The sequence below is a fragment of the Hydrogenophaga taeniospiralis CCUG 15921 genome (assembly GCF_001592305.1).
Taxonomy (GTDB): Bacteria; Pseudomonadota; Gammaproteobacteria; order Burkholderiales; family Burkholderiaceae_C; genus Hydrogenophaga; species Hydrogenophaga taeniospiralis.
Genome location: NZ_BCWR01000013.1, coordinates 1 through 22025 on the forward strand (window position 1 = coordinate 1; position 22025 = coordinate 22025).

Genomic DNA, 22025 nt, shown 5'->3' on the forward strand with positions numbered 1-22025 from the left:
GGCTGAGGCTGAGGCTGAGGCTGAGGCTGAGGCTGAGGCTGAGGCTGAGGCTGAGGCTGGGGCTGGGGCTGGGGCTGGGGCTGGGGCTGGAACTTGGGCTCGAGCTGGGGCTGATGTCGGCGTGACGTAACAGGCCTTCAAAACCCCCATCAATGGATCACCAAAAATGGCATTGCTGCAATTCACGCCATTGGTGAAGCGGCGGGGACGGGTCCAGGTATTGCTTGCACCATAGATCACATTCGCAGTGCCATTGAAACTGCACTGCTGCCCCTCTATGGCACAGGACATATAGCCAACCGGGGGCGTATCGACGCTCTGCCCTTGCGCATGACTTGCTACACCGACAAAACAACATCCCAGCGCAACCACCAAAGGCCTGAAACGAAAAGGCCTCGAAGTCGCTTGAACACGTGTTTGTTTCAGCATGGGTCCCCCTGGATGCGTTGATGGTTGGCTCTTAAACCCGGACCAACGAGCAACATCAGACACGGGTTGCGGCGCGAGCATATCGACGACGCACCATTGCATCCACACCTCGGGCATGGGGACTGGATGGACGGTCGATTCCGTCTGATGGAAAGAAATACTGCTTTACGAAAGTGAGCTCGCAAAGCAACCAGCTCCCGGTTGCACTCGCTTCGAACAGCTTGACGTGACGTCCCCGGGTTTTCGCCGTCGCGAGCTGACCGTCAATGAAACCAGGGAGGGGGTTAAACCGGCACTAATCCTGCTCCAGCCGCCGCCCATACTGGGCCATGCTGGTCTGCTTGAGCGCTTTCATCATCACCTTGGCCGCGGGCGAGAGCAGGCGGTCGGTGCGGGTGATGATGCCGAAGGCGTCCATATGGCAGGGCATGTCCAGCGGCAGCACGGTGACGAGGCCGTGTGAGGCGTAGTAGTGCGCCACGTCGGCCGCCAGCACGGCCACCATGTCGCTCTGCTGCAGCATGCGCGTGATGAACAGCAGGGCCGAACTCTCGATGGTGTTGATCGGCGGGGCCAGGCCGTCCTGCTGGAACATGAGGTCGAAGCGGTGGCGCAGCACGCTGCCCGCGGGCGGCACGATCCAGCCGGCCGCGAGCACGTCGCGCAGGGTCAGCCCGCTCATGCCCGAGAGCGGGTGGCCCGGGCGGGCGATGGCGCAGATCAGCTCTTCGGTCAGCGGTTCGTAGCGCAGATGGGTCTTGTCGTGCTCGGCGAACAGCCGGCCCACCACGATGTCGAGCGCGCCCTGCTCCAGCCGGTCCAGCAGCACCGGGCTGGTCTCGATGTCGAGCGAGATGCGCAGACTGGGGTGCTCCTGTTTGACCAGGGCCACCGCCGCCGGCAGCAGGGTGAGGCCGGGTGAGGTGATGGCGCCGATGCCCACCTGCCCGTAGTGGCCGGTCTTGAGCGCGTTGAGCTCGTCGTGCGCCTGGTTCAGGCTGGCCAGCGCCATGCGCGCGTGGCGGATCATGGTCTCGCCGTACCAGGTGGGCCGCATGCCCCGGGGCAGGCGATCGAACAGCGACACCTCCAGCACGTCCTCCAGATCCTTGAGCAGCTTGGAGGCGGCCGGCTGCGTCATGCTGAGCACCTGGGCCGCGCGGTGGATGTTGCCTTCCTCGGCCAGCGCCACCAGCAACAACAGCTGGCGGGTCTTGAGGCGGGCGCGGATGAACCAGTGGTTGTAGGTGCTCATGGGTGAAGGATTGGGGGTTTTCCAGAATGTTCGGATAGATATGTATTTTGTCCAAAAAACGATTGGATTGATATACAAACCCCACATAGACTGCAGCCCGAGACAAAAAGTCAAGGGCACCCATGAAACTCGGCGACATGCAGCAGAACCCCCGGCACTTCATCAACGGGCGCTGGGAGATCGGCACCACCACCGGGGTGAGCACCAACCCGTCCGACACCCGCGAGGTGGTGGCCGAATACGCCCGGGCCGACCGCAACCAGACCGAGCTGGCGATCCGCGCCGCCGCCGACGCCCTGCCCCACTGGAGCCAGAGCAGCCCGCAGCGCCGCGCCGACGTGCTCGACCAGATCGGCAGCGAGCTGCTGGCGCGCAAGGACGAGCTGGGCGCGCTGCTGGCACGTGAAGAAGGCAAAACCTTGCCCGAAGGCGTGGGCGAGGTGGCGCGCGCCGGCCAGATCTTCAAATTTTTCGCCGGCGAGGCGCTGCGCATACCGGGCGAGGTCATCGCCTCGGTGCGCCCGGGCGTGCGGGTGGACGTGACGCGCGAACCCGTGGGCGTGGTGGGCATCATCGCGCCCTGGAACTTCCCCTTCGCCATTCCCGCCTGGAAGATCGCGCCGGCCCTGGCCTACGGCAACACCGTGGTGTTCAAGCCGGCCGAGCTGGTGCCGGCCTGCGGCTGGGCGCTGGCCGAGATCATCAGCCGCTGCGGCCTGCCCGCCGGCGTGTTCAACCTGGTCATGGGCAGCGGCCGCGAGGTCGGCCAGACGCTGGTGGACCACCCGCTGGTCAACGCGCTGAGCTTCACCGGCTCGGTCTCCACCGGCGAGCGCATCCTCAAGGCGGCCACGGCGCGGCGCGCCAAGGTGCAGCTGGAGATGGGCGGCAAGAACCCGCTGGTGGTGCTGGCCGACGCCGATCTCGACCAGGCCGTGGACTGCGCGCTGCAGGGCTCCTATTTCTCCACCGGCCAGCGCTGCACGGCGTCGAGCCGCCTGATCGTGCAGGCCCAGGTGCACGACGCCTTCGTGGCCAAGCTGCGCCAGCGCCTGAGCACGCTCAAGGTGGGCCACGCGCTGGAGCGGGGGACCGAAATGGGGCCGGTGGTGGACCGCGCCCAGCTGGAGCAGAACCTGGCCTACATCGAGATCGCGCGCAACGAAGGGGCCGAACATGTCTGGGGCGGCGACCTGCTGCAGCGACCCACGCCAGGACACTACATGAGCCCGGCGCTGTTCCTGGCCAAGCCCGAACACCGCGTCGCACGCGAAGAAATCTTTGGCCCGGTGGCCTGTGTGCTGCGCGCCGACGACTACGAACACGCGCTGGTGCTGGCCAACGACACGCCCTTCGGCCTGTGCGCGGGCATCTGCACCACCTCGCTCAAATACGCGATGCACTTCAAACGCCACGCCGAGGTCGGGATGACCATGGTCAACCTGCCCACGGCGGGCGTGGACTTCCATGTGCCTTTCGGTGGGCGCAAGGAATCGAGCCACGGCTCGCGCGAACAAGGCCGCTACGCGGTCGAGTTCTACACCACCGTCAAGACCGGCTACATGCTGGCCTGAACCGTTTCCCGCAAGCGCCTTTCTCAATCAACCAGGAGACAACATGATGAAACTGAACCGTCGCACCCTCGCCGCCGCCATCGCCTGCGCCCCGCTGGCCGGGCTGCTCCCCGCCGCCGCCTGGGCCCAGAAGCCCATCGTGCTGGGCTTCAGCCAGGTCGGTGCCGAAAGCGAATGGCGCACCGCCAACACCGAGTCGATCAAGTCGGCCGCCAAGGAAGCCGGCATCGAGCTGAAGTTCTCCGACGCCCAGCAGAAGCAGGAAAACCAGATCAAGGCGATCCGCTCCTTCATCGCGCAGAAGGTGGACGTGATCGCGTTCTCGCCGGTGGTCGAGTCGGGCTGGGAAACCGTGCTGCGTGAAGCCAAGGCCGCCAAGATCCCGGTGGTGCTGACCGACCGCGCGGTCAATGTGAAGGACACCTCGCTCTACGTGTCCTTCATGGGTTCGGACTTCGTCGAAGAGGGCCGCAAGGCCGGCCGCTGGCTGGTGGAAAAAATGAAGGACCAGAAAGGCGAGGTCAACATCGTCGAACTGCAGGGCACCGTGGGCTCGGCCCCGGCCATCGACCGCAAGAAGGGTTTCGAGGAAATCATCAAGGCCGATCCGAAGTTCAAGATCATCCGCAGCCAGACCGGTGACTTCACCCGCGCCAAGGGCAAGGAAGTGATGGAAGCCTTCCTGAAGGCCGAAGGCAAGAAGATCAACGTGCTGTACGCGCACAACGACGACATGGCCATCGGCGCCATCCAGGCCATCGAAGAGGCCGGCATGAAGCCCGCCAAAGACATCACCATCATCTCCATCGACGCCGTCAAGGGTGCCTTCGAAGCCATGATCGCGGGCAAGCTCAACGTGTCGGTGGAGTGCAGCCCGCTGTTGGGCCCGCAGCTGATGGCCGCCGTGAAAGACATCAAGGCCGGCAAGGCGGTGCAGAAACGCATCGTGACCGAAGAAGGCATCTTCCCGATGGAAGTCGCCGCCCAGGAGTTCCCCAAGCGCAAGTACTGATCCGGCCCCCGGATCGCCCTCAACCCCGCGCGCCCTCCCGGGCGTGCGTTTTCCCGAAAGACTGGAGACACATACATGAAACGTGCAACCCTCAAGGCCGCGCTGGCCGCCCTGGCCCTGGGCGCCGTCGGCGTCTCGCCCCTGGCGATGGCGCAGGACAAAGGCAGCATCGGCATCTCGATGCCCACCAAGTCCTCGGCCCGCTGGATCGCCGACGGCGACAACATGGTCAAGGTGCTCAAGGAGCGTGGCTACAAGACCGATCTGCAATACGCCGACGACGACATCCCGAACCAGCTCGCTCAGATCGAGAACATGATCACCAAGGGCGTCAAGGTGCTGGTGATCGCCTCCATCGACGGCACCACGCTCTCGCGCGTGCTGCAGAGCGCGGCCGACAAGGGCGTCAAGGTCATCGCCTATGACCGCCTGATCAAGGGTTCGAAGAACGTGGACTACTACGCCACCTTCGACAACTTCCAGGTCGGCGTGCTGCAGGCCGGCTCCATCGTGGACAAGCTCGGCCTGAAGCAGGGCAAGGGCCCGTTCAACATCGAACTCTTCGGCGGCTCGCCCGACGACAACAACGCCTTCTTCTTCTACGACGGCGCCATGAGCGTGCTGCAACCGTACATCGACAGCGGCAAGCTGGTGGTGCGCAGCAAGCAGCTGGGCATGAACAAGGTCGGCACGCTGCGCTGGGACGGCGCGGTGGCGCAGGCCCGCATGGACAACCTGCTCTCGGCCTTCTACGGCACGGAAAAAGTGCACGCCGTGCTCTCGCCCTACGACGGCCTGTCGATCGGCATCCTGTCCTCGCTCAAGGGCGTGGGCTACTGCACGGCGCAACAGCCCTGCCCGGTGGTCAGCGGCCAGGACGCGGAAATCCCCTCGGTCAAGTCCATCCTCAAGGGTGAGCAGTACTCGACCGTGTTCAAGGACACGCGTGAGCTGGCCAAGGTCGCGGCCAACATGGTGGACGCCACGCTCTCGGGCAAGCAGCCCGAGATCAACGACACCAAGACCTACAACAACGGCGTGAAAGTCGTGCCCTCCTACCTGCTCAAGCCGGTGGCCGTGGACGGCTCCAACTGGAAACCGGTGCTGGTCGGCAGCGGCTACTACAAGGAATCGCAAATCAAGTAAGCCCTCGCCGGTGAACTCCCGCCGCTCGCGTGCCCACACGGCCACGCGGGCGGCGGGCCTTTCCGGGTGCGAACCCCAGGCCTCTACAGACAAGCCCAGATCATGTTGCTCGAAATGCGGGATATCCGCAAAACCTTCCCCGGGGTGGTGGCGCTCAACCAGGTGAACCTGCGCGTGCGCGCGGGCGAGATCCACGCCATCGTGGGTGAAAACGGCGCCGGCAAATCAACCCTGATGAAGGTGCTCTCCGGGGTCTACCCCCACGGCAGCTACAACGGCGAGATCGTCTTCGAAGGGCAGGAACGCCGCTTCGACGACATCCGCGACAGCGAACACCTGGGGGTGATCATCATCCACCAGGAGCTCGCGCTGGTGCCGTTGTTGTCGATCGCGGAGAACATCTTCCTGGGCAACGAAACGGCGCGCCACGGCGTGATCGACTGGATGGCCGCGCACAGCAAGACGCAGGCGCTGCTGCGCAAGGTCGGCCTCAAGGAGTCACCCGAAACCCTGATCACCCACCTGGGCGTGGGCAAGCAGCAGCTGGTGGAGATCGCCAAGGCGCTGTCGCGCCAGGTCAAGCTGCTGATCCTGGACGAGCCCACCGCCAGCCTGAACGAAACCGACAGCCAGGCGCTGCTCGACCTCCTGCTCGAACTCAAGGGCCAGGGCATCACCTGCATCCTGATTTCGCACAAGCTCAACGAAATTTCCCGCGTGGCCGACTCCATCACCATCCTGCGCGACGGCAGCACGGTGGAGACGCTCGACTGCCGCGCCGGCGCCATCAGCGAAGACCGCGTGATCCAGGCCATGGTGGGCCGCGAGATGGCCGACCGCTACCCCCGGCGCCAACCCAACATCGGCGAAACCGTGTTCGAGGTGCGCAACTGGCGCGCCTACCACCCGCACCACAGCGACCGCGAATTCATCAAGGGGATCGACCTGCAGGTGCGCCGCGGCGAGATCGTGGGCATCGCCGGGCTCATGGGCGCGGGCCGCACCGAGCTGGCCATGAGCATCTTTGGCCGCTCCTGGGGCCACCGCATCAGCGGCGAGGTGCTGCTGCACGGCCAGCCCATCGACGTGAGCACGGTGGAAAAGGCCGTGCGCCACGGCCTGGCCTACGTCACCGAAGACCGCAAGGGCAACGGCCTGGTGCTCAGCGAAGACATCCAGTTCAACGTGTCGCTGGCCAACCTCGACGGTGTGTCCTCGGCCACCGTGATCGACAACGGGCGCGAGCACCGGGTGGCCGAAGGCTACCGCGAGAAGCTGCGCATCCGCTGCTCGGGCGTGGACCAGAAGACCGTGAACCTCTCGGGCGGCAACCAGCAGAAGGTGGTGCTGAGCAAATGGCTCTTCACCAACCCCGAGGTGCTGATCCTCGACGAGCCCACGCGCGGCATCGACGTGGGCGCCAAGTACGAGATCTACACCTTGATCGCCCAGATGGCGGCCGAGGGCAAGTGCGTGATCGTGATTTCTTCGGAGATGCCCGAGCTGCTCGGCATCTCGGACCGCATTTATGTGATGAACGAAGGCCGCTTTGTGGCCGAGATGCCCACGGCCGAAGCCTCCCAGGAAAAGATCATGCGCGCCATTGTGAAAGCCAGTTGATATGAGCCAGATGACCCCCACCACCACCGCCACACCCGCCACCGTCACCGCCGTGGCCCCCACCGAAGCCGTGGCCCACCACGGCAAGTCGCCGCTGGACCACCTCAAGCACAACTTCCGTGAGTACGGCATGTTGATCACGCTGGTGGCCATCATGGGCTTCTTCCAGTACATGACCGACGGCACGTTGATGCAGCCGCTGAACCTCACCAACCTGGTGCTGCAGAACAGCTACATCGTCATCATGGCGCTGGGCATGCTGCTGGTGATCGTGGCCGGCCACATCGACCTCTCGGTGGGCTCTGTCTGCGGCTTCATCGGCGCGCTGGCGGCGGTGCTGATGGTGGAATACGAATGGCATTTCGTGCCGGCCTCCATCGTGTGCCTGCTCTGCGGTGGCCTGATCGGCGCGGCGCAAGGCTGGTTCGTGGCCTTCTCGCGCATCCCCTCCTTCATCGTCACGCTCGCGGGCATGCTGGTGTTCAAGGGCCTGGCGCTGGCGCTGCTGGCCGGCCAGTCGGTGGGCCCTTTCCCCGACGCCTTCCAGATGCTCAGCTCGGGCTTCATCCCCGACCTGTTCGACGCCGAAGGTCTGCGCCTGACCTCGCTGCTGCTGGGCGTGGCGGTGGCCGCGGCGCTGACCGTGGCCGGCGTGCGCGCGCGCGCCAACCGGCTCAAGCACGGTGTGCACGCCGAACCCACCGCCTTCTTCCTCATCAAGACCGCCGTGTTCACCGCGCTGCTGATCTATTTCGCCTACCTGCTGGCCTCGTACAAGGGCCTGCCCAACGTGCTGATCGTGATGGCGCTGCTGATCGTGCTGTTCGACTTCGTCACCAGCCGCACCACCATCGGCCGCCGCATCTACGCCATGGGCGGCAACGAGAAGGCCGCCAAGCTCTCGGGCATCAAGACCGAGCGGCTGTCGTTCTACGCCTTCGTCAACATGGGCGTGCTCGCCGCGCTGGCCGGGCTGGTGTTCGCCGCGCGGCTGAACACCGCCACACCCAAGGCCGGCCTGGGCTTCGAGCTCGACGTGATCGCCGCCTGCTTCATCGGCGGGGCCTCGGCCTCGGGCGGCGTGGGCAAGGTGATGGGCGCGGTGATCGGCGCTTTCATCATGGGCGTGATGAACAACGGCATGTCCATCCTGGGCATCGGCATCGACTACCAGCAGGTCATCAAGGGCGTGGTGCTGCTCGCCGCAGTGCTGGTCGACGTCTACAACAAAAACAAAGCCTGAGGTGGCTCACCCATGAGCGCAACCACCGCCCCACCCGTGCTCGAACTCACGGGCATCCACAAGCAGTTCTCGGGCATCCCTGTGTTGCGCGATGTGCAACTGCGCCTGTACCCGGGTGAGATCCATGCGCTGATGGGGCAGAACGGCGCGGGCAAGTCCACGCTGATCAAGGTGCTCACTGGCGTGCTCGAAGCCAGTGGCGGGCAGATGCGCCTGGGTGGTGAATCGGTCTGGCCCGACTCGCCACGGGCCGCCCAGCGCCTGGGCATCAGCACGGTGTACCAGGAGGTCAACCTCTGCCCCAACCTCTCGGTGGCGGAAAACATCTTCGCCGGGCGCTACCCGCGCCTGGGCCTCGCGCAGGGTTTCCGCATCGACTGGGCCACGCTGAACCGGCGTGCGCGCGAACTGGTGGCGCGCATCGGGCTGGACATCGACGTGACGCGACTGCTGTCGGACTACCCCGTGGCGGTGCAGCAGCTGGTGGCGATCGCGCGCGCGCTCAGCATCGAGTCGCGCGTGCTGATCCTGGACGAGCCGACCTCCAGCCTGGACGACGACGAGGTGCAGAAACTGTTCGAGGTGCTGCGCCGCCTGCGCGACGAGGGCCTGGCCATCGTCTTCGTCACGCACTTCCTGAACCAGGTCTACGCCATCTCCGACCGCATCACCGTGCTGCGCAACGGCAGCTGGGTGGGCGAATGGCCGGTGGGCGAGCTGCCGGCGCAGGCGCTGATCGCGGCCATGCTGGGCCGCGAACTGGCCGCGCAGTCCACCGAGGCGCCGGTCTCACCTGTGTTCGACGAGGTCACCCCGGCCTTGCTGCAGGCCGAGGGCCTGGGCCAGAGCGGCCAGCTGCAGGCGGTGGACCTGCGGGTGCGCGCGGGCGAGGTGGTGGGCCTGGCCGGCCTGCTGGGCGCGGGCCGCACCGAGCTGGCGCGGCTGCTGTTCGGCCTGGAGTCGCCCGACCGCGGCGTGCTGCGCATCGACGGAAAAGCGGTGGCGTTCTCCAACCCCATGGACGCGATCCGCCACGGCTTGGCACTGTGCCCGGAAGAGCGCAAGACCGACGGCATCGTGGCCGAGCTCTCGGTGCGCGAGAACATCGCGCTGGCGCTGCAGGCGCGCATGGGCGTGGGCAAGTTCCTCTCGCGCGCCGAACAGACCGCGCTGGCCGAGCGCTACGTGAAGCTGCTGGGCATCAAGACCGAGAGCGTGGACAAGCCCATCGGCCTGCTCTCGGGTGGCAACCAGCAAAAGGCCATCCTGGCGCGCTGGCTCGCCATCGAACCGCGCCTCTTGATCCTGGACGAGCCCACACGCGGCATCGACGTGGCCGCCAAGCAGGAAATCATGGAACAGATCCTGCGCCTGGCGCAGGCCGGCATGGCCGTGCTGTTCATCTCGTCCGAAATGAGCGAGGTGGTGCGTGTGGCGCACCGCATCGTGGTGCTACGCGACCGCCGCCTGGTGGGCGAGCTGCCCGCGGGCAGCAGCGAAGACGCTGTGTACGACCTCATTGCTGCAGAACACGTTTGACATGACACACACAACCTTGAGCGCCGCGATGCGCCACCGCCTGGCCTGGCCGCTGATCACGCTGGCGCTGCTGCTGGTCGTGAACACGGTGTTCAACGACAGCTTCCTGCACATCGAGTGGCGCGACGGCCACCTCTACGGCAGCCTGATCGACATCCTGAACCGCGCCGCGCCGCTGGTGCTGGTGTCGCTGGGCATGACGATGGTGATCGCCACGCGCGGCATCGACATCTCGGTGGGCGCGGTGGTGGCCATCGCGGCCGCGGTGGCAGCCTGGATGATCGGTGGCTCGGTGGCGGGCACGGAAAGCCGCTTCCCCATGCCGCTGGCCATCGTGGGTGCGCTCGGCGTGGCCGCTCTGTGCGGCCTGTGGAACGGCGTGCTGGTGGCCAAGGTGGGCATGCAGCCCATCATCGCCACGCTGATCCTGATGGTGGCGGGCCGGGGCATCGCCCAGCTGATCACCGACGGGCAGATCATCACCATCTACTACAAGCCCTTCTTCTTCCTGGGCGGGGGCTACCTGCTCGGTCTGCCGTTCTCGCTGTTCATCGTGGCGACCGTGTTCGCCGCGCTGTACCTCGCGGTCACGCGCACGGCGCTGGGCCTGTTCGTGCAGGCCGTGGGCATCAACCCGACGGCGGCGCGCGTGGCCGGCGTGCAATCGCGCCGCCTCATCGTGGCCGCCTACACCTTCTGCGGCGTGTGCGCGGGCATCGCCGGCCTGCTCATCAGCTCCAACGTGAAAAGCGCCGACGGCAACAACGCCGGCCAGTTGCTGGAGCTCGACGCCATCCTGGCCGTGACCCTGGGCGGCACGGCGCTCACCGGCGGGCGCTTCAGCCTGGTGGGCAGCGTGATCGGTGCGCTCATCATCCAGACCCTGACCTACGCCATCTACTCGCTGGGCGTGCCGCCCGAGATCAACCTGGTGGTCAAGGCCGTGGTGGTGTTCGTCGTGATGCTGCTGCAGTCGCCCGAGTTCCGCGCCCAGGTGGGCGTGCTGGTGCGCCGCCCCGGCGTGTGAGGAGTGCAGCCATGAGTGCGGTGCCGAATCCTTCGTTCAACGCCGCCGCGACGCCCTCCATGCCGCAGACCGTGACCACGCGCTCGCGCCTGAACCCCAAGTTCCTGCCGCTGATCGCCACCATCTCGCTGTTCGTGGCCATGGCCACCATGGGCTCGGTGCTCTACACCGGCTTCTTCTCGGCCCAGGTGTTCCTCAACCTGCTGATCGACAACTCTTTTCTGATCATCGTCGCGGTGGGCATGACCTTCGTGATCCTCTCGGGCGGCATCGACCTCTCGGTGGGTTCGGTGGTGGCGCTGAGCACCATGGTGCTGGCCGCGCTGGTGGAGCACCACGGCTGGAGCGCGTGGCAGGCGATTCCGCTGGTGCTGCTCATGGGCACGGCCTTCGGCGCCTTCATGGGTTTCCTGATCGAGCGCTTCCGGCTGCAGCCCTTCATCGTCACGCTGGCGGGCATGTTCCTCGCGCGCGGCCTGTGTTACCTCATCAGCATCGACTCGATCAGCATCTCCAACGAGCCCTATTCGGAACTGGCGCAGTGGCGCCTGCCGCTGTGGGAAGACGCCTCGCTCTCGCTGGGCGCGGTGATCGCCATCGTGGTGCTGCTGGCCGCGGTGTTCATCGCGCACAACACGCCGTTTGGCCGCACGGTCTACGCCGTGGGCGGCAACGAGCAGTCGGCCGTGCTGATGGGCCTGCCGGTGCGCCGCACGCTGGTGGGCGTGTACACGCTCTCGGGCTTCTGCTCGGCGCTGGCCGGCGTGGTGTTCACCTTCTACATGCTCTCGGGTTACGGCCTGCATGCCGTGGGCATGGAGCTGGACGCGATCGCCGCCGTGGTGATCGGCGGCACCCTGCTCACCGGCGGCGTGGGTTACATGGCCGGCACGCTGTTTGGCGTGCTGATGCTCGGGATCATCCAGACCCTGATCTCGTTTGACGGCACGCTGAGTTCCTGGTGGACGCGCATCGTCGTCGGCGTCCTGCTGTTCGTTTTCTGCCTGCTGCAACGCCTGCTGACGCACCGCGCGTCCAAGCGGTCCTGACTTCCCCCTCTTCCCGAACCCAACACCCCACCATGACCACCCCCAAGCGCAAACTCCGCTCCACCGAATGGTTCGGCACCGCCGACAAAAACGGCTTCATGTACCGCAGCTGGATGAAGAACCAGGGCATCCCCGACCACGAGTTCGACGGCCGCCCCATCATTGGCATCTGCAACACCTGGAGCGAGCTCACGCCCTGCAACGCGCACTTCCGCAAAATCGCCGAACACGTCAAGCGCGGCATCTACGAGGCGGGCGGTTTTCCGGTCGAGTTCCCGGTGTTCTCCAACGGTGAATCCAACCTGCGCCCCACCGCCATGCTCACGCGCAACCTCGCCAGCATGGACGTGGAAGAAGCCATCCGCGGCAACCCCATCGACGCCGTGGTGCTGCTGGTGGGCTGCGACAAGACCACGCCCGCCCTGCTGATGGGCGCGGCCAGCTGCGACGTGCCGGCCATCGTGGTCACGGGCGGCCCCATGCTCAACGGCAAGCTCGACGGCAAGGACATCGGCTCGGGCACGGCCGTGTGGCGCCTGCACGAATCGCTGAAGGCCGGTGAAATCAACGAACACCAGTTCTTCGCAGCCGAAGCCGGCATGTCGCGCTCGGCCGGCACCTGCAACACCATGGGCACGGCCAGCACCATGGCCTGCATGGCCGAGGCGCTGGGCACTTCGCTGCCCCACAACGCGGCCATCCCGGCAGTGGATTCACGCCGTTATGTGCTGGCCCACATGTCGGGCAAACGCATCGTGGAGATGGCCCACGAAGGGCTCACGCTCTCGAAGATCCTCACGCGCGAAGCGTTTGAAAACGCCATCCGCACCAACGCAGCCATCGGCGGTTCGACCAACGCGGTGATCCACCTGAAAGCCATCGCGGGCCGCATCGGCGTGCAACTGGAGCTGGAGGACTGGACGCGCATCGGCCAGGGCACGCCCACCCTGGTGGATCTGCAGCCCTCGGGCCGCTTCCTCATGGAAGAGTTCTATTACGCCGGCGGCCTGCCCGCCGTGCTGCGCCGCCTGGGCGAAAACAACTTGCTGCCGCACCCCGACGCGCTCACCGTCAACGGCAAAAGCATGTGGGACAACGTGCGCGAGGCCCCGCAGTACAACGACGAGGTGATCCGCACGCTGGACAACCCGCTCATCGCCGACGGCGGCATCTGCATCCTGCGCGGCAACCTGGCGCCGCGCGGCGCCGTGCTCAAGCCCTCGGCGGCCTCGCCCGAGCTGCTCAAGCACCGGGGCCGTGCCGTGGTGTTCGAAAACCTGGAGCACTACAAGGAACGCATCGTCGATGAGAGCCTGGACATCGACGCCAGCTGCGTGATGGTGATGAAAAACTGCGGCCCGCGCGGCTACCCCGGCATGGCCGAGGTGGGCAACATGGGCCTGCCGCCGAAGCTGCTGCGCCAGGGCATCAAGGACATGGTGCGCATCTCCGACGCGCGCATGAGCGGCACGGCCTACGGCACCGTGGTGCTGCACGTGGCGCCCGAGGCCGCCGCCGGTGGCCCGCTGGCCGCCGTGCGCGACGGCGACTTCATCGAACTCGACTGCGCCGAGGGCCGCCTGCACCTGGACATCAGCGACGCCGAACTGGCCGAGCGCCTGGCCGCGCTGGACAACACCGACATGGGTGGGCGCGGCGGCTACCAGCGCCTGTACGTGGACCACGTGCTGCAGGCCGACGAAGGCTGCGATTTCGATTTCCTCGTCGGCTGCCGCGGCTCGGCGGTTCCCCGTCACTCCCACTGATCTGATCATGACCTCTTCTGCCCGCACGCCGCGCTACCGCGGCATCTTCCCCGTCGTGCCCACCACCTTCCACGAGGACGGCACGCTCGATCTGGAGAGCCAGAAACGCTGCCTCGACTTCATGATCGACGCCGGGGTGGACGGCCTGTGCATCCTGGCCAATTTCTCCGAGCAGTTCTCGCTGTCCGACGACGAGCGCGAGACCCTGACCCGCTTGTCGCTGGAACACGTGGCCGGGCGCGTGCCGGTGATCGTGACCACCACGCACTACGGCACCGCGGTCTGCGCCGCGCGCAGCAAGCGCGCGCAGGACATGGGCGCGGCCATGGTCATGGTGATGCCGCCCTACCACGGCGCCACCTTCCGCGTGCCCGAGCCGCTGATCCACGAGTTCTATGCGCGCGTGTCCGACGCCATTTCCATTCCCATCATGGTGCAGGACGCGCCGGCCAGCGGCACCGTGCTCTCGGCCCCCTTCCTCGCGCGCATGGCGCAGGAGATCGAACAGCTCGCCTACTTCAAGATCGAGACGCCGGGCGCCGCGAGCAAGCTGCGCGAACTGATCCGCCTGGGCGGTGACGCCATTGAAGGCCCGTGGGATGGCGAAGAAGCCATCACCCTGCTGGCCGACCTGGACGCCGGCGCCACTGGCGCCATGACCGGCGGCGCCTTCCCCGACGGCATCCGCCCCATCATCGAAGCCCACCGCCTGGGCAACCACGACCTGGCCTTCGCGCTCTACCAGCGCTGGCTGCCGCTGATCAACCACGAAAACCGCCAGGGCGGCATCCTCACGGCCAAGGCCCTGATGAAAGCCGGCGGCGTGATCGCCTGCGAAGCCGGCCGCCACCCCTTCCCGCCCATGCACCCCGAGGTGCGGCGCGGGCTGTTGGACATCGCACGCCGGCTCGACCCGCTCGTGCTCCGCTGGGGACGCTGAGAGGTATGAGCCCCCCCTGCGCCGCTTCGCGTCTTCCCCCAAAAGGGGGGACGCACCTGGTGGCCCGGCGAAGCCGGTTCCACGGGTGCCCTGGGCGGAGTCGCTGTGCTCCGGCCAGTTCTTTGAGAAAGTGATATGAACCCAACCGAACTGCTCGAAACACCCGTGCTGATCGCTCTCGACTGGGGCACCAGTTCGCTGCGTGCCTATGCCATGGGGGCGCACGGCGCGGTGCTGGCCGCGCGGCGCAGCGAACACGGTGTGATGCACCTGCCCGCCGGCCCCGGTGTCGACTCACCGGCCGCCGCCTTCGAGCAGGCGCTGCAGGCGCTGTGCGGCGACTGGCTGGCCGACCACCCGTCCGCCCCGCTGATCGCCTGCGGCATGGTCGGCAGCGCACAGGGCTGGCGCGAAGCGCCCTACCAGCCGCTGCCCAGCCGCGAGGCCGATCTGGCGGAAGCGGTGACACGGATCGAACGCCCCGGTGGCCAGCCGCTGCACGTGGTGCCGGGCCTGCTGCAGGCCGGCGAGCTGCCCAATGTGATGCGCGGCGAAGAGACCCAGATCATGGGCGTGCTGCAAAGCCGGGCGAACGGGCGCCACACGCCGTCGCGGCTGCTGATCGGCCTGCCGGGCACGCACACCAAATGGGCTTGGGTCGAGGACGGCGCCGTCACCCGCTTCGAGACCTTCATGACCGGTGAGGTGTACGCCGCGCTCTCCCAACACACCATCCTGGGCCGCACCATGGAGCTGGGCGGGCCGCAGGACGAACCGGCCTTCGCGCGCGGCCTGCGCGTGGCGTGCTCCAAACTGGGCGCTTTGGGCGTACTCTCCACCGTCTTCAGCGTGCGCACCCTGGGGCTCACCCGCCAGCTCCCCGGCAGCGCCCAGCCCGACTACCTGTCGGGGCTGCTGATCGGGCACGAGGTGGCGGCGCTGGCGCCCGCCCTGCGGGACGGTCCGGCGGTGGTGCTGTGCGGCGAACCGGAGCTGTGCCTGCGCTACGCGACCGCGCTGGAAGCGCAGGGCCTGCCGACGCCCGAGATCCGTTCCGGCGTGACGCCCCTGGGCCTGTGGCGCATCGCCCAGGCCGCTGAATTGGTATGAAGCGCCCCCCGCGCCGCCGCCCTGGAACACCGACATGAACATCCCCCGCTCCTTTCACCAGGCCCTGTCCGAGTGCGGCCTGATCGCCATCCTGCGTGGCCTGCGGCCCGAAGAGGCCATCGCCATCGGCCGCGCCTTGTACGACGCGGGCTTTCGCATCATTGAAGTTCCGCTGAACTCACCCGATCCGCTGGCCAGCATCCGCGCCCTGCGCGACGCCTTGCCGGCCGATGCCCTGGTGGGCGCCGGCACGGTCATCTCGGCGCAGGCCTGTGCCGACGTGGCCGCCGCGGGCGGGCAGATCGTGGTCATGCCGCACAGCGACCCGGCGGTGATCCGCGCGGCCAAGGCAGCCGGCATGGCCTGCGCGCCCGGCGTGGCCACCCTGACCGAGGCCTACGCCGCGCTGGCCGCGGGCGCGGACATCCTCAAACTGTTTCCCGCTGAAGCCCTGAGCCCCGCCGTGCTGAAAGCCTGGCGCGCCGTGCTCAAGCCCCCGGTGGCCCTGGTGCCCGTGGGCGGCATCACGCCCGAGAGCATCGCGCCCTATGCCGCCGCTGGTGCCAGCGGTTTCGGCCTGGGCTCGGCCCTGTACCGCCCCGGCGACAGCGCCGCCGACGTGGCCCGCCACGCCGCCGCGTTCATGCAGGCCTGGCGCCTGGCCTGCCCCGGCGCCTGACCCTTCAAAACCCTCACCCCATTCCCGACGAGCACGTTTCCATGAAGATCACCCGACTGACCACGTTCCTGGTGCCACCGCGCTGGTGTTTCCTGAAGATCGAGACCGACGAAGGCATCGTCGGCTGGGGTGAGCCGGTGCTGGAAGGCCGAGCCCACACGGTGGCCGCCATGGTCGAGGAACTCGCCGATTACCTGGTCGGCAAGGACCCGCGCCACATCGAAGACCACTGGACCGTGATGTACCGCGGCGGCTTCTACCGCGGCGGCGGCATCCACATGAGCGCACTCGCCGGCATCGACCAAGCACTGTGGGACATCAAGGGCAAGGCCCTGGGTGTGCCGGTGTCCGAGCTGCTGGGCGGCAGCGTGCGCGACCGCATCCGCGTCTACAGCTGGATCGGCGGCGACCGCCCCAGCGACACCGCCGCCGCTGCCAAGGCGGCCGTTGGGCGTGGCTTCACCGCCGTCAAGATGAACGGCACCGAGGAACTGCAGTTCATCGACAGCCACGACAAGGTGGAGCGCTGCCTGGCCAACGTGGCGGCCGTGCGCGAAGCCGTGGGCCCCAACGTGGGCATCGGCGTGGACTTCCACGGGCGCGTGCACAAGCCCATGGCCAAGGTGCTGCTGCGCGAACTGGAACCCTACAAACTCATGTTCGTCGAAGAGCCGGTGCTGAGCGAACACCACGAGGCGCTCAAGGAGCTGGCCCACGTGGCGACCATGCCCATCGCGCTGGGCGAGCGGCTGTACACGCGCTGGGACTTCAAGCGCATCCTGTCCGAGGGCTATGTGGATATCATCCAGCCCGACCCCTCGCACGCGGGCGGCATCACCGAGACCCGCAAGATCGCAGCCATGGCCGAGGCCTACGACGTGGCGCTGGCGCTGCACTGCCCGCTCGGCCCCATCGCGCTGGCGGCCAACCTGCAGATCGACGCGGGTTGCTACAACGCCTTCATCCAGGAGCAGAGCCTGGGCATCCACTACAACGCCGCCAACGACCTGCTGGACTACGTGAGCAACCCCGAGGTCTTCGCCTACGAGGACGGCATGGTCACGATCCCGACCGGCCCCGGTCTGGGCATCGAGGTCAACGAAGCCTACGTGCGCGAACGCGCGGCCGAAGGCCACCGCTGGCGCAACCCGATCTGGCGCCACAAGGACGGCAGTTTCGCGGAGTGGTGAGGGGCCGCCGGGCTGGCGTCCAGGCCCTCGTTCAACGCTCCCAGACCGCCCGAATCCCGGGACTCGACGAGGTCTGGCTGTTCGACGCGCCCACGGAGATCAAGGACCAGTGCCCCGATGAAGCCTTCATGTGGTTCAGCGCATAGGACAACTCCGCCACACGCGTCCATCCGTCCAATTGGTATTCGACCCGAACCTGGTCAGGATAGGTGCCGGCCTGTACCGACAGCAGTCGTACACCAGGCAAGACAATGCCTTCGAGCCCCCCCATCAATCGATTCCAGTCGTGGCGCAGCGTGGCATCGGCCTCTTGAACCCAGGGTGGCTCTGCCTGCGGAGAACCCTCGGGTTTCCGCACCTCCAAGGCTCCCCGAATGTTCGCATTGAGCTCTGCCATCTGCTTCTGCACGTCGGCTCGCGCCGCCCTGGCCCGCCACTCCAGCCACGCCCCCGCAGACAGCGCCAGCAGCAAGACGACCACCATGGCAGCCGCCAGAAAACGCGGCCGCCGGGTCACAAAGTGAATGTGCAGCGGCTTCATGTCGCATCCGCCTCAAAACAGGACTTCCAGCCACCCGTGCTGCTCGCCGGATCACCGCTGCGGGATGTCCAGCCCAGCCGCACGCGCGCGCCATCGACACCAGCCCCCAGCACCACCGGCCCGCCATCCGGCTCCAGCAACTCAAGACCGGAGGCATGGCGCAACAGCTGTCGATGGGCAAGGGTCAAGTGCGACCACATGGGTTCCACGGCGACGCATTGCCACCCCTGGCTCCCCACCCATTGGCGAATCAGTTCCAGCATGGCGCCAGGCATCGCCGCCGCCAGGCCATGCACCGTGGGTGAAAGCACACAGGCCATCTTGTCGGCCTGCTCGGCAGCCAGCCCCCAATGCAATGCCGCCTTGCGCTGTGCGATCCAGGCCCGTTCTTTCCAGCGGATGCCTTTGGGCGCCTCAAAGACCACCGGCGGGCACAACTGCGCGCTCAAACTGATGTGGACGCGACAGCGCGACCCGGGTGCATCCGCCTGAAGCGCCTCTTCCACCTTGCGCAGCAACGCCTGCAAGGGCAGCGTCGTGGGTGCGGTCACCGAGGCCATGGGCCGACCGGGACGCCGGATCCAGACCTGGCCCCGACACACGTACAGATCGAGTCGCTCAGCCCAAACCGACCACACGGTGGACCTCCTCGATCGTGGTGCGTCCGGCACCGACCAGCTCCAGGGCCTGGTACGCCAGCCGATGTCGGCCATCGCCGTACAGCAGATCCTTGAACGCCGACATGCTCTCCTGGGCCAGCATCATGTCTCGAACCCGATCATTGAGCACGTGCACTTCCGCGAGCACGAAGCGCCCTCGGTAACCCGTGCCACGGCAGGCGGGGCATCCCGCCGCCACGGGCACCCTGGCTGGAACGGGCAGCGCCTCCTGCTTCAACTGCGCCAGCTCCAGCGGCGACAGGTCACGCCACTGGATGCAATCCGGGCAACACTGGCGCAGCAAGCGCTGCACGACCACACCATTGAGCGCCGAGGCCAGGGCAAACGCCTCGATCCCGAAATGCCGGAAACGGCCCAGCACATCCGGCAGGCTGTTGGCGTGGACCGTGGTGAACACCAGGTGCCCGGTCAGCGCCGACTGCACGGCAATCTGCGCCGTCTCCGGGTCACGGATCTCCCCGACCAGAATCTTGTCCGGGTCGTGCCGGAGGATCGAGCGCAGTCCCGTCGCAAAGGTCAAACCTTTTTGCTCGTTCACGGGAATCTGCAACACGCCCGGCAGCTCGTACTCCACCGGGTCTTCGATGGTGATGATCTTCTCCAGCCCATCGTTGACCTCGGACAGGGCGGCGTACACCGTCGTGGTCTTGCCGCTGCCGGTCGGGCCGGTCACCAGCAACATGCCGTGCGGCTTGGAGGCCAGCGCCCGAACCTTGGGGGCCAGCTCCGCTGAAAACCCCAGCAGGTCCAGCGAAATCGTGGCGGTTTCGTGCCGCAGCTGCGCCTTGTCCAGCAGACGCAGCACCGCATCTTCGCCAAAGATGCTGGGCATGATCGACACCCGCAAGTCCACACCCTCTCCAGCATCGCTTTGCCAGCGGATGCGCCCGTCCTGCGGGCGCCGCCGTTCGGTGATGTCCAGCTGCCCCATGACCTTGATGCGGGAGATGACTTCCTCCGCCTTGCTGGGGTCTTCCATCGCGGGTCCGGCCGCCATCACACCGTCCAGGCGGTACTTGACATGAATGCCTTTGCGGTTCGTCTCGAAGTGGATGTCGCTCGCCCCCCCGGCGTAGGCGCCCGCAATGGCCTCGTTCACGAACGAAACCACCGAACCCTGAGGCGCCGCGGGTGAAGCCTCGAGCTTGGGCGCATCCGCCAAAACAGGAGCCCGCTGCGCACCCGACTGCGCTCGCTGCCCTGGCTGGGCAATGGCCAGGCGCAGGTCCGCGCGGCCCGCTCCGTCCAGCCGGCGCATCGAGTCGGCGGACCACGGATCGTCAACTAGCAGATAACTTGCGTGGTCAACCGCCAGCAACACGGCGGCACCATCGCCCGACACAACCGAGGCCGTGCGCCAGAAGGTCGGTGTCGCGGGCAGCACTTCCACCCCCTGCCAATCGCTCAAACACCGCGCCAGCTGCTCGGCCGGCACGCCACTGGCCGCGAGCAGACGCTCCCAAAGCCAGCCCTCCAGCTCAGAGGGTTGCCGCCTGGCCTCCTGGATCAAAGTTTGAAGTCGTTCTGGTGTCATACAGGGTCAACGCAAACGGGTGGCCATGTCGAAGACAGGCAGATACATCATCACCACGATACCGCCCACCATCAGCGCCACGGCCATCAGCAGCACGGGCTCGACAATGCGCGTCAGTCGCTCGACAAACAGCTCGAAGCGCTCACCATGCATGCGCGAAACCACATCGGCCGCGAGATGAAAGCTGCCATTGCGCTCGGCCGCTGCCATCAGGCGCCGCCCCACCTCATCACACAGATGCGCGTCGTTCAAGGACTGGGCGACCGGCGCGCCCTGCTCGATCCGGGCCAGCGCATCCCGCAACGACCGGGCCAGATTGTCGTCCAGCGCGGAGCGGCTGGCCACCGCCAGGGCTTCGGTCATGGGGTACCCGCCCTTGAGCATGAGCGCCAGCGCCTGGTACATCATCGCCAGCTGAAAATCTTCCACCTTGCGCCGGACGTACGCGGGCTTCTGAATCCAGACCATGACCTGGCGCCGGGCCATCCCGCTCCAGCCCCAGGCCAATGCGGCCAGGATCAACACAGCCACCGCCGTCAGTGCCAGGGCGTGGTGGTCGCTGACCCACAGGCTCAGCTCAATCATCCAGCTCGCGGCACCTTGCGCATCGCCGCGCACCTGCGCGTACATCCGCGCGAAATTCGGCATCACCACCAACAGCAGGAACAAGGAAATGCCCACGCCCAAGGTCGTGACCAACGCGGGGTAAATGGCCGCGCTCGCAACCTTGCGCTTGAGCACGGTGATCATCGTGTCAAAGCGCAGGTAGTCGTCCAGGGCCTGGGCCAGATCGCTGGTCCGTTCCCCGGCCTTGACCGCCGCCACCAGAACGGACGGCGCGCCCGGCGTCTCCACCAATGCGGTGGACAAGGACTTGCCTTGCTCCAGGTGGCGTAACAGCTGGGCCGCCAGGGACCCACCGTTTCCCATGGCCCGTTCCCGCGCCGACAGGGTGTCCACCGCTTCGACCACCGTCATGCCCGCCTGAATCAAGGTGCGCAGCTCCCGGCAGAACAGCGCGAACGATGGCGCCGCCTGTCGTTTCCATTGCGGGAGAAACCGGCGAACAGGGCGGATGCCCAGGGGCACCAGGCCATCGGCCAGCAAGCGGGCCCGCAGCGCGGCCTCGGACGGCGCTTCACGCAGCTCCTCGGTCACGCTCCCAGAAGCCTCCTGCAGCAGACGCACACGGAAGGTCTGGCTCATAGCGGCGCCTCCGATGCCTTCGAGGGCGGCACATAGACGAACCGCCAGTCGACGTAGCGTGCCGCCGGCTCCACCCCATACACGGCCAGATCGACACCACTGGTGCGGATCGAACGATCCTGGCTCAAGGAATACACCCCCGCCACCCCACCATCGGGGGCAGGCACCAGACCCCATTCGCCGGAGCGCTGGATCGGGTCGGCATACAGGCGGCGCAAATGCCGGCGCAGCACCACCGAACGGCGATCGTCCAGCAGGGCCTCCAGACTGGGCGGCCACTGCTTGACCACCCCCGGTGACGACTCCACATACCGGCCAATCGCGTCCCGAATGGCCGAGCCCACCCGCAACAGCTCCAACTCGCGTTCACGCTGGGCCTGGGTGGACACCACCCACATCACGCCCTGCAAAGACAAGGCCAGCAACAGAAGCGCCGCCAGCACCGCCAGCATCGTGAAACCCTGTTGTCGCGCACGCATCGGCCC

Annotated in this window: 19 protein-coding genes; 13 read left to right on the top strand and 6 right to left on the bottom strand. The window is 66.8% G+C overall.

Annotated features, from left to right (window positions below; all coding sequences use genetic code 11):
* Window positions 1-724: 724 nt before the first annotated feature.
* The gene (locus HTA01S_RS16355) at window positions 725-1684 is read right to left on the bottom strand and encodes a LysR substrate-binding domain-containing protein (RefSeq protein ID WP_068173811.1); all 960 of its coding nucleotides are present in this window, start codon (window positions 1682-1684) and stop codon (window positions 725-727) included.
* Between the two features lie 122 nt (window positions 1685-1806).
* Here HTA01S_RS16355 and HTA01S_RS16360 point away from each other — a divergent pair, with 122 nt between their 5' ends.
* From HTA01S_RS16360 to dgoD, 13 genes are all read left to right on the top strand, one after another.
* Window positions 1807-3258, top strand: coding sequence for an aldehyde dehydrogenase family protein (locus HTA01S_RS16360; protein WP_068173812.1), 1452 nt, complete (start codon window positions 1807-1809; stop codon window positions 3256-3258).
* A 46-nt stretch (window positions 3259-3304) separates the two neighbouring features.
* Window positions 3305-4270, top strand: a complete 966-nt coding sequence (locus HTA01S_RS16365; protein ID WP_068173860.1) for an ABC transporter substrate-binding protein — start codon at window positions 3305-3307, stop codon at window positions 4268-4270.
* Window positions 4271-4345: 75 nt separating this feature from the next.
* A complete protein-coding gene (chvE, locus tag HTA01S_RS16370) occupies window positions 4346-5416 on the top strand; it encodes a multiple monosaccharide ABC transporter substrate-binding protein (RefSeq protein WP_068173813.1) in 1071 nt (356 codons plus the stop codon).
* 102 nt (window positions 5417-5518) lie between these two features.
* A complete protein-coding gene (mmsA, locus tag HTA01S_RS16375; RefSeq protein WP_068173814.1) occupies window positions 5519-7036 on the top strand; it encodes a multiple monosaccharide ABC transporter ATP-binding protein in 1518 nt (505 codons plus the stop codon).
* 1 nt (window position 7037) lies between these two features.
* Complete coding sequence (gene mmsB / locus HTA01S_RS16380) at window positions 7038-8279, top strand: multiple monosaccharide ABC transporter permease (protein WP_068173815.1); 1242 nt, start codon at window positions 7038-7040, stop codon at window positions 8277-8279.
* Window positions 8280-8291: 12 nt separating this feature from the next.
* Window positions 8292-9818, top strand: a complete 1527-nt coding sequence (locus HTA01S_RS16385) for a sugar ABC transporter ATP-binding protein (RefSeq protein ID WP_068173816.1) — start codon at window positions 8292-8294, stop codon at window positions 9816-9818.
* Between the two features lies 1 nt (window position 9819).
* Window positions 9820-10845, top strand: coding sequence for an ABC transporter permease (locus tag HTA01S_RS16390; protein WP_068173817.1), 1026 nt, complete (start codon window positions 9820-9822; stop codon window positions 10843-10845).
* A gap of 11 nt (window positions 10846-10856) precedes the next feature.
* Complete coding sequence (gene yjfF / locus HTA01S_RS16395) at window positions 10857-11894, top strand: galactofuranose ABC transporter, permease protein YjfF (RefSeq protein WP_068173818.1); 1038 nt, start codon at window positions 10857-10859, stop codon at window positions 11892-11894.
* 32 nt (window positions 11895-11926) lie between these two features.
* Window positions 11927-13660: an IlvD/Edd family dehydratase gene (locus tag HTA01S_RS16400; RefSeq protein WP_068173819.1), complete on the top strand. Its 1734-nt coding sequence runs from the start codon at window positions 11927-11929 to the stop codon at window positions 13658-13660.
* A 7-nt stretch (window positions 13661-13667) separates the two neighbouring features.
* Complete coding sequence (locus HTA01S_RS16405) at window positions 13668-14600, top strand: dihydrodipicolinate synthase family protein (RefSeq protein ID WP_068173820.1); 933 nt, start codon at window positions 13668-13670, stop codon at window positions 14598-14600.
* Window positions 14601-14735: 135 nt separating this feature from the next.
* Window positions 14736-15710, top strand: coding sequence for a 2-dehydro-3-deoxygalactonokinase (locus tag HTA01S_RS16410; RefSeq protein WP_068173821.1), 975 nt, complete (start codon window positions 14736-14738; stop codon window positions 15708-15710).
* A gap of 34 nt (window positions 15711-15744) precedes the next feature.
* Entirely contained in the window at window positions 15745-16389 is a 645-nt protein-coding gene (locus HTA01S_RS16415; protein ID WP_068173822.1) for a 2-dehydro-3-deoxy-6-phosphogalactonate aldolase, read from the top strand.
* 41 nt (window positions 16390-16430) lie between these two features.
* Window positions 16431-17579, top strand: a complete 1149-nt coding sequence (dgoD, locus tag HTA01S_RS16420; RefSeq protein WP_068173823.1) for a galactonate dehydratase — start codon at window positions 16431-16433, stop codon at window positions 17577-17579.
* Window positions 17580-17610: 31 nt separating this feature from the next.
* Here dgoD and HTA01S_RS16425 read toward each other — a convergent pair whose 3' ends face one another.
* From HTA01S_RS16425 to HTA01S_RS25565, 5 genes are read right to left on the bottom strand one after another with little or no spacing between them, the layout of a single operon-like run.
* Window positions 17611-18120 carry a hypothetical protein gene (locus HTA01S_RS16425; RefSeq protein WP_068173824.1) on the bottom strand — a complete coding sequence of 170 codons (510 nt, stop codon included), beginning with the start codon at window positions 18118-18120 and terminating at the stop codon, window positions 17611-17613.
* Window positions 18117-18680, bottom strand: a complete 564-nt coding sequence (locus HTA01S_RS16430) for a hypothetical protein (protein WP_068173825.1) — start codon at window positions 18678-18680, stop codon at window positions 18117-18119. Before HTA01S_RS16430 ends, HTA01S_RS16425 begins: the two co-directional genes overlap by 4 nt.
* A gap of 58 nt (window positions 18681-18738) precedes the next feature.
* Window positions 18739-20310: a GspE/PulE family protein gene (locus HTA01S_RS16435; RefSeq protein WP_245638107.1), complete on the bottom strand. Its 1572-nt coding sequence runs from the start codon at window positions 20308-20310 to the stop codon at window positions 18739-18741.
* A gap of 30 nt (window positions 20311-20340) precedes the next feature.
* Window positions 20341-21540: a type II secretion system F family protein gene (locus HTA01S_RS16440; RefSeq protein WP_068173826.1), complete on the bottom strand. Its 1200-nt coding sequence runs from the start codon at window positions 21538-21540 to the stop codon at window positions 20341-20343.
* Window positions 21537-22019 carry a hypothetical protein gene (locus tag HTA01S_RS25565; protein WP_068173827.1) on the bottom strand — a complete coding sequence of 161 codons (483 nt, stop codon included), beginning with the start codon at window positions 22017-22019 and terminating at the stop codon, window positions 21537-21539. The genes HTA01S_RS16440 and HTA01S_RS25565 overlap by 4 nt, the downstream gene beginning before the upstream one ends.
* Window positions 22020-22025: the final 6 nt, after the last annotated feature.

Bases quoted from the DNA above. Each gene is read 5' to 3' on its own strand.
- HTA01S_RS16355 (WP_068173811.1), bottom strand. From the start codon at position 1,684: ATGAGCACCTACAACCACTGGTTCATCCGCGCCCGCCTCAAGACCCGC.
- HTA01S_RS16360 (WP_068173812.1), top strand. From the start codon at position 1,807: ATGAAACTCGGCGACATGCAGCAGAACCCCCGGCACTTCATCAACGGG.
- HTA01S_RS16365 (WP_068173860.1), top strand. From the start codon at position 3,305: ATGAAACTGAACCGTCGCACCCTCGCCGCCGCCATCGCCTGCGCCCCG.
- chvE (WP_068173813.1), top strand. From the start codon at position 4,346: ATGAAACGTGCAACCCTCAAGGCCGCGCTGGCCGCCCTGGCCCTGGGC.
- mmsA (WP_068173814.1), top strand. From the start codon at position 5,519: ATGTTGCTCGAAATGCGGGATATCCGCAAAACCTTCCCCGGGGTGGTG.
- mmsB (WP_068173815.1), top strand. From the start codon at position 7,038: ATGAGCCAGATGACCCCCACCACCACCGCCACACCCGCCACCGTCACC.
- HTA01S_RS16385 (WP_068173816.1), top strand. From the start codon at position 8,292: ATGAGCGCAACCACCGCCCCACCCGTGCTCGAACTCACGGGCATCCAC.
- HTA01S_RS16390 (WP_068173817.1), top strand. From the start codon at position 9,820: ATGACACACACAACCTTGAGCGCCGCGATGCGCCACCGCCTGGCCTGG.
- yjfF (WP_068173818.1), top strand. From the start codon at position 10,857: ATGAGTGCGGTGCCGAATCCTTCGTTCAACGCCGCCGCGACGCCCTCC.
- HTA01S_RS16400 (WP_068173819.1), top strand. From the start codon at position 11,927: ATGACCACCCCCAAGCGCAAACTCCGCTCCACCGAATGGTTCGGCACC.
- HTA01S_RS16405 (WP_068173820.1), top strand. From the start codon at position 13,668: ATGACCTCTTCTGCCCGCACGCCGCGCTACCGCGGCATCTTCCCCGTC.
- HTA01S_RS16410 (WP_068173821.1), top strand. From the start codon at position 14,736: ATGAACCCAACCGAACTGCTCGAAACACCCGTGCTGATCGCTCTCGAC.
- HTA01S_RS16415 (WP_068173822.1), top strand. From the start codon at position 15,745: ATGAACATCCCCCGCTCCTTTCACCAGGCCCTGTCCGAGTGCGGCCTG.
- dgoD (WP_068173823.1), top strand. From the start codon at position 16,431: ATGAAGATCACCCGACTGACCACGTTCCTGGTGCCACCGCGCTGGTGT.
- HTA01S_RS16425 (WP_068173824.1), bottom strand. From the start codon at position 18,120: ATGAAGCCGCTGCACATTCACTTTGTGACCCGGCGGCCGCGTTTTCTG.
- HTA01S_RS16430 (WP_068173825.1), bottom strand. From the start codon at position 18,680: ATGGCCTCGGTGACCGCACCCACGACGCTGCCCTTGCAGGCGTTGCTG.
- HTA01S_RS16440 (WP_068173826.1), bottom strand. From the start codon at position 21,540: ATGAGCCAGACCTTCCGTGTGCGTCTGCTGCAGGAGGCTTCTGGGAGC.
- HTA01S_RS25565 (WP_068173827.1), bottom strand. From the start codon at position 22,019: ATGCGTGCGCGACAACAGGGTTTCACGATGCTGGCGGTGCTGGCGGCG.